This window comes from Mycobacterium sp. E3298 (genome assembly GCF_001666895.1).
Lineage (GTDB): Bacteria > Actinomycetota > Actinomycetes > Mycobacteriales > Mycobacteriaceae > Mycobacterium.
The window spans coordinates 1-6,211 of the sequence record NZ_LZJB01000287.1 but is presented as its reverse complement, the minus strand read 5'-3'; the positions used below and the strand labels follow the sequence as shown (position 1 = coordinate 6,211).

The following is a 6,211-nucleotide window of genomic DNA, read 5'->3' as shown; positions in this document are numbered from 1 at the left end:
AGCGCCGGCCGGGTGGCCAGCGGTGCCAGGTCACCGGTTGGCGTTGAGCAGCTGCCGGTTTGGGAAATACCGCCGCGCTGCTGTCGTAGATATGGATGGTCTTGACGCCTTACAGATTCCAGAACAGCGCCGCCCGCGCCGACGGCACGTACACCGCCGCGAAACGGAAATGACTGGTGCACAGACAATCGGGGACTACGCCATCACGCACGCTGAAACGTTGACCGCGGATAAACCGGACTCAGATGGTGCGTTTCAGCCCGACGTGGGCGGCGTGGTACCCGAGCCGGCGATAGAACGCCCGAGCCCGTTCGCGAGCCTCGTCTGTGGTCACCTGCGCCAGCTGTGCGCCGTGCGCTCGGCCGTAGTTGTGTGCCCACTCGACGAGTGCAGTACCAAGACCCTGTGCGCGTTCGGCTTTGGCGACGCGTAATCCCTCGATCTGCAGCCGGGTGGCGCCGCCGCGGGAAAGACCGGGAATGATCGTCAATTGCACGGTCGCGACGACCATGTCGGAACCGTTCATGACGACGCCGAGGTAGTTGGATCGGTCGCGAACGACGATGTCGTAGGCCGCCTCGTAGCGTTCGAGTTCGGCGGCTTCGCGTTCCTGACCGAATTCGTCGTCGGAGAGCAGCTGGGCGATCACCCCCACGTGTTCGCGCGTCGCGCGCTGCACACGATATGTGCGGCCCGCCACCCGCAGCAGTCCCCGAACCGAGGACTGCGCCAGTGCCTGTAGGCGCGCCACCAACAGGTCCAGCCACGCCCCCACGTTGGTTCGTGCCTCCGCGGTATCCGGGTAGCGGCATCGCAGATGTAGCCCGGACTCGTCCTGGATGAACCAGAGCATGACGCCGTCGGTGTCAACGCTCGCGCTCACATACTGGGCGTCGAGTCCGACCGAGTCGATGCGCACCGGAAGTCTGCTTTGGTCCAGCCAGGAAATCGCGAACATGCCTGGCGCGATGGGCATTCCACCCCACGGAGCCAGTACGTCGGCCAGTGGCCAGGAACCAAGCTGCACGGCCTCTTTGACGGCGGTGGCCGCGGCGTGGGGCTCGGCAACCGCCGACTCCAGGACCGAATTGGTGATGAACCAGCCCACCGAGTCGTGCCATTTGTCTTCAAATCGGCTGTGCACGGGGAAGACCGCGCGCAGCGGCGCCCCGGCCAACTCGCGGGTCACCGCGGTCATGGCGACCACGGCGAGTGCCAGCGTCGAGACACCGTCGTCGCGTGCCTGCGCGGCGAACGCGGCGCCGTCATCGACATCGAACACGTCACGCACTTCAACGCGTTCTGGATGCGGCCCGGACTCACCCAACGGCAGCGGAAACCGTGGCATCACCCCACCGCTGTCGCTGATGATTTGTGCCCATCGCGCGCGCACGCGTTCCGGTGCCGCGGGAAGGTCCAGCAATGCCTGCGTGTGCACGACAAATGCCGGCGGCGGTTGCGGCGACGGCATACGTCCGATCCGGGCGTCGGCGAGCATCGACAACAGGTCCCGCGCAATCACCAGCATTGACCACATGTCCACGTGGGCGTGGTCGGCGGCGATCACCACCGTCAATCCGGCGGCAGTCTCCAGCACACACAATCGATGTGAGGGCCGCTGATAGGGCGAGCACGTCGCATTGAGAACCACTCGCAGTGCGTCGTTGACCGCCTGGCCCGCAGCGATCTCGTGCTCTACCCACTGGCCTGGGTGAATATCGATCTCATGCAGTTGCGGATCGCCGTCCGCCCCGGGTGTGAATGCCGTTCGCAGGGTGCCGTGGCGGGCGATCACGGCCAGCCACGCATCGGCCAACGATTGGCGGCTGACCCCCGCCGGCAACCGAATGGACAGAGCCATCCAGGAGCCGGGTCGTGCGCCGGCACCAACGTGTATGCGCTGGTCGAAGGACACCGGGAGCCGGCGGCCGAGGTCAGACACCGAGACGTCGTAGCCCCAGAGTCGTCCAAAGGGTAGCCGCAGGTGCGCGACGTTGGTCAGCCGCATGGCGGTACCTTAACGCCCCGGTTAGCCTGAATGCTCGGTCTGCGCGGTCGGCTCCGGGGCGAGCCGTCCGGTCGTGAGAAGAGTTGCGTGATGTCCACTTTCGTGGTTCCTGGAGCGGAGCTTGCGGTTGAACTGAGCGATGAAGGTGGTCATCCGGTAGTTCAACTGCATGGACTTACCTCCAGCCGCGCGCGTGACCGGGTGCTCAATCTCGACCTCGGCAGGGGCCTGAGCGGGACCCGACTGCTGCGGTACGACGCACGCGGCCATGGCAAGTCGACCGGGCGCAAGGTCCCGGAGGATTACCGATGGGAAAGCCTTGCCGAGGATCTCCTGCAGCTGCTCGACAAATGGTTTCCCGGCGAACGGGTGCACGGAGTGGGCCCCTCCATGGGTGCCGGCACACTCCTGCACGCGGCCGCCCGCGAGCCGGACCGCTTCGCCGGCCTCACGCTCATGGTGCCGGCCACCGCGTGGGAAACCCGGCCCGCGCAGGCCGAGATCTACCGGGTTGCGGCCGAATTTATCGAAACCGAGGGAGTCGGGGCATTCATCGCGTCGGCGCGTGGGGCGACTCCGCCGCCGGCCACGGTCGGCGCGCCCGAAACAGTTCCCGATGTGGCCGACGCGCTGCTGCCGTCACTGTTTCGGGGCGCGGCTCTCAGCGACCTGCCCGCTCGCGAAGCGGTCGCACGAATCGATGTGCCGACGACAATTCTGGCCTGGGTCGGCGACCCGGCGCATCCGATGTCGACAGCGGAATCGCTTGCCGCACTGATGCCGCGGTCAACGCTCACCGTGGCGCACACCCCGGCCGATGTCGAGACCTGGCCCCAGATCCTGAGCCAAGACGTCGCCCGCAGGGGGTGAGTTGTACGCGGTTGTCGCACAACGGCTTTCGTTTCGGCCGTGAGCGATCCGGCACGCACACCCGCAATATGCCTCTGAACTGCGAACATGTGGCTCGATTCCGCAGTTATTGTTCCTGCCGGGGACACAAACCTTCTCGCAGGTAGGTCGGCCTTACGACCGCCGGCCCGGGCGGGTTAGATCGTCAGCATGGGCGAACGCGTCACATTTCAGGGCTCGACGGGCGCGCAACTGGCCGGCGTCATCGAAGTGCCCGACGGGACGGTGCGGGGCTGGGGCGTGTTCGCCCATGGCTTCACGCTCGGCAAGGACTCGCCCGCCGCGGCGCGGATCTGCAAGCAACTGGCCACCGACGGCATCGGCATGCTGCGCTTCGACGCGCTGGGCCTCGGCGGGTCCGAGGGCGACTGGGGCGACGGGTCGTTCACCGTCAAGGTCGACGACATCGCCAGGGCGTGCGAATTCATGACCGGCCGCGGAACGCCGGCCGACATCCTGATCGGGCACTCGTGGGGCGGCGCCGCGGTGCTCGCCGCGGCCCGGCAGTCGCCGGGAGTGCGGTCGGTGGTGACGGTCGCGGCGCCGGTCGACCCGAGCCACGTCGAAAAGCATTACGACGCAGTCGTCGACCGCTGCCTGACCGAGGGCAGCGCCGAATGGATGGTCGGCGGGCGCACGCTGACGCTCAAGCGGGCGTTCGTCGAGGACGTGCGGCGGGCCCACCTGCGCGACAAGATCAAGGGCTTGCGCCTGCCGCTGCTCATCCTGCACTCGCCCACCGACAACACGGTCGGCATCGAGAACGCCAGCGAGATCTTCCGCTTGGCCCGGCACCCGCGCAGTTTCGTCTCGCTCGAGGGCTCGGATCACTTCCTCACCGCGCGCGGCCAGGCTCACCGGGCCGGGCGAATCATCGGCGCCTGGGCCGACGCGTACCTGGGCGATACGGATTAGGCGGCGAAGCGCGAACGACTCTGTGCGACAGCGCCTATCGTCGTTCAGTTCCGCGGCAGGACGAACGCCTCGATATGCCGCTTGCCTGCCCGCACTTCGTACTTGCGCCAGCCGGGATACAGCTCGAGGCCCTTCGCCCAGATCTCGTCGCGCTCGCCCGGCGTGGCGAGCCGCGCCGTCGTATGCCAGGTGTCGCGGCCGATAGTCACCGTCGCCTCGGGGTGGGCCTTCAGGTTGTGATACCAGGCGGGATGCTTGGCGCCGCCGAAGTTGGATGCGATGAGGGCCAGGCCATCTGGATGGGGGATCCCATACACGGCGACGGTGCGGGGCTCGCCGGATTTGGCGCCGGTGGTGGTGAGCATGACCACGGGGATGCCGGTTGCGACGCCGGCGAAGCTGCTTCTGCCGCCGCTGACCTTGGTGATGAACCGGTCCAGGTGGTGCGCCGTGGGGCGCAGCAGCGCCACGCCCACCGTCGTGGAGGCGAAGCGGCGCATGACCCGGTGGAAGGCGTTGGCATCGGCGAAGGTCTGGCCGGACATGGGTGTCATTGTGACGCGACGGAGCATGGCGTGGGGCGTATTCGCCCGACCCGAATAACCCGTCGAAAACGCCCCACGGGTGTCGCCCGCGACATTAAGCTGCTGGTCGTGGGCGTGAATGTGTTAGCCAACGGCCGGAGTCGTTGGCTGGCGATCGTGGCCTCGCTCGTCCTGTCGGCCGGCATGGTCTACGCCCAGGGCGCGAAGCCGCGACCCTCCGCGCCCGCCCCGCCGCCCGCGGCCGCCACCAGCGTGGCCGCCGGACCGGCCGACGCGGCGCCCAGCGCACTGGCCAACGCCCCGCACACCGCGACACCGGCGGAAGTGGAGATGCTGACCGCAAACGCGCCGCCCGCCGCCGGCCAGCAATTCCAGGTCGCGCTGCCCCACGGCATCGGGTCCGAGGACAGGCTGCAGGTCAAGACGATCTGGGCGGAACGCGCCATCAGCGTGCTGTTTCCGCAGATCACCACCATCGGCGGATACCGGGAGGACGCTTTGCCGTGGCATCCCAACGGGCTGGCGATCGATGTCATGATCCCGAACCACGCCAGCCCCGAAGGCATCGAGCTGGGCAACCAGATCGCCGGCTACGCCCTGGCGAACGCCAAACGCTGGGGAATCAACCACGTGATCTGGCGGCAGAAGATCTACCCGGGCGTTGGTGGGGGAAGCTGGACCGCCGACCTCGGTTCGGAGACACTCAATCACTACGACCACGTTCATATCGCCACCAACGGTGGCGGGTACCCGACCGGGCACGAAATTTACTACATCGCCTCGATGACGCCCGCGCCGCAGCAGTGATCCTGGGCGACAACGACATTCATGCGGGACCGGCGGCAAACGCCGCCACCGGCATTTCGACGCTTCCGCCGCAGGGACCGCCGTTGATGTCGGTATGCCAGGTGCCGCGCAAAGATCCGTCCGGCTGTGGCGTGTAGAACGCCCACGAGCGCGCGGGTGCCCACACCTTGGGGACGCCGTCGCCCATGTAGCAATCCCATTGGAAGTCGAAGCGCTCGACCCATCGAGCCCCGTCCCAGGTGTAGTGCGAGGGCTGGGGCAGGGTCGGGTTCTTGGGGACGGGGCCGTTGGTGGCGGTGGCCACGCACTGGCGCGACGAGCAGGCGGTGACGAAGACATAGTCGGCGCTGAATGTGGGTTCGGATTGGGCCGCCGCCGCACTGGTGCCTGACTTGTTGACGGCGTACCTGACCAGCGAATACTTCCCATTCCACGACGGCAGCGCGGCGTGCACGGGAATCGCGGGCAGGGGCTGGACCGCCGCGGCGACGGCGGCGAACGCCGCGACGCCGCGAAACCGCCATCGGGAAGACATCGGGTCCATGGTGCGGGCTCAACGACGCGCCCCCGACGGCCCACCAAGAATTCGTTGAGAACCCGTTAAGCCCCCGTGCTGATTCTGTGATCAACGCACCCAGCGTCCACGAGAAACCCACATCAGCACTAGGAGACCCCGATGTTCACTCGCCGTTTCACCGCCTCCGTCGTCGGCACCGCCGCCCTGGGCCTGGCCGCGCTCGGCCTCGCCGGCACCGCGGGCGCGAGCTCGGTCGACGACGCGTTCCTCGCCCAGCTGGCCGCCGATGGCATCACCCCGCCGAGCGCCTCGGTCGCGGTCAAGGACGCGCACGCCGTGTGCAACGCCCTCGACCAGGGTCACTCGAGCAAGGAGGTCATCAACGCGGTGGCCCAGGCGACCGGCCTGAGCGCCAAGGGCTCCAAGACGTTCGCCGTCGACGCCGCTTCGGCCTACTGCCCGCAGTACGTCACCTCGGCCTGAAACCTGACACCACGATGCGGGGACCCG

General features: G+C 67.7%; 7 protein-coding genes. 4 read left to right on the top strand and 3 right to left on the bottom strand.

All coding sequences use genetic code 11. The annotated features are described in order from the left end of the window. Window positions 1–241: 241 nt before the first annotated feature. The gene (locus A9X05_RS13680) at window positions 242–2,008 is read right to left on the bottom strand and encodes a GNAT family N-acetyltransferase (protein WP_067747682.1); all 1,767 of its coding nucleotides are present in this window, start codon (window positions 2,006–2,008) and stop codon (window positions 242–244) included. Window positions 2,009–2,098: 90 nt separating this feature from the next. On the opposite strand from A9X05_RS13680, the gene A9X05_RS13675 reads away from it, so the two are divergent. Both A9X05_RS13675 and A9X05_RS13670 read left to right on the top strand, forming a co-directional pair. After that, a complete protein-coding gene (locus A9X05_RS13675; protein ID WP_067747680.1) occupies window positions 2,099–2,878 on the top strand; it encodes an alpha/beta fold hydrolase in 780 nt (259 codons plus the stop codon). A gap of 189 nt (window positions 2,879–3,067) precedes the next feature. Continuing rightward, a complete protein-coding gene (locus A9X05_RS13670) occupies window positions 3,068–3,832 on the top strand; it encodes a S9 family peptidase (RefSeq protein ID WP_067747679.1) in 765 nt (254 codons plus the stop codon). A gap of 44 nt (window positions 3,833–3,876) precedes the next feature. Here A9X05_RS13670 and A9X05_RS13665 read toward each other — a convergent pair whose 3' ends face one another. After that, window positions 3,877–4,377 (bottom strand): nitroreductase family deazaflavin-dependent oxidoreductase, encoded by a 501-nt coding sequence (locus tag A9X05_RS13665; RefSeq protein ID WP_067747677.1) that lies wholly within the window; start codon window positions 4,375–4,377, stop codon window positions 3,877–3,879. 93 nt (window positions 4,378–4,470) lie between these two features. On the opposite strand from A9X05_RS13665, the gene A9X05_RS13660 reads away from it, so the two are divergent. Next, on the top strand, window positions 4,471–5,184 hold the full coding sequence (locus A9X05_RS13660; RefSeq protein WP_231969138.1) for a glycoside hydrolase: 714 nt from the start codon (window positions 4,471–4,473) through the stop codon (window positions 5,182–5,184). 19 nt (window positions 5,185–5,203) lie between these two features. On the opposite strand, the gene A9X05_RS13655 is transcribed toward A9X05_RS13660, so the two are convergent. Beyond that, window positions 5,204–5,719 carry a hypothetical protein gene (locus tag A9X05_RS13655; RefSeq protein ID WP_156669859.1) on the bottom strand — a complete coding sequence of 172 codons (516 nt, stop codon included), beginning with the start codon at window positions 5,717–5,719 and terminating at the stop codon, window positions 5,204–5,206. A gap of 141 nt (window positions 5,720–5,860) precedes the next feature. Between A9X05_RS13655 and A9X05_RS13650 the strand changes: the two genes are divergently transcribed. Further along, complete coding sequence (locus A9X05_RS13650; protein ID WP_067303584.1) at window positions 5,861–6,184, top strand: DUF732 domain-containing protein; 324 nt, start codon at window positions 5,861–5,863, stop codon at window positions 6,182–6,184. Window positions 6,185–6,211 lie beyond the last annotated feature (27 nt).

Excerpts from the sequence above, each read along its gene's own strand:
- A9X05_RS13650 (WP_067303584.1), top strand. The coding sequence starts at position 5,861 with ATGTTCACTCGCCGTTTCACCGCCTCCGTCGTCGGCACCGCCGCCCTG.
- A9X05_RS13665 (WP_067747677.1), bottom strand. The coding sequence starts at position 4,377 with ATGTCCGGCCAGACCTTCGCCGATGCCAACGCCTTCCACCGGGTCATG.
- A9X05_RS13680 (WP_067747682.1), bottom strand. The coding sequence starts at position 2,008 with ATGCGGCTGACCAACGTCGCGCACCTGCGGCTACCCTTTGGACGACTC.
- A9X05_RS13670 (WP_067747679.1), top strand. The coding sequence starts at position 3,068 with ATGGGCGAACGCGTCACATTTCAGGGCTCGACGGGCGCGCAACTGGCC.
- A9X05_RS13655 (WP_156669859.1), bottom strand. The coding sequence starts at position 5,719 with ATGTCTTCCCGATGGCGGTTTCGCGGCGTCGCGGCGTTCGCCGCCGTC.
- A9X05_RS13675 (WP_067747680.1), top strand. The coding sequence starts at position 2,099 with ATGTCCACTTTCGTGGTTCCTGGAGCGGAGCTTGCGGTTGAACTGAGC.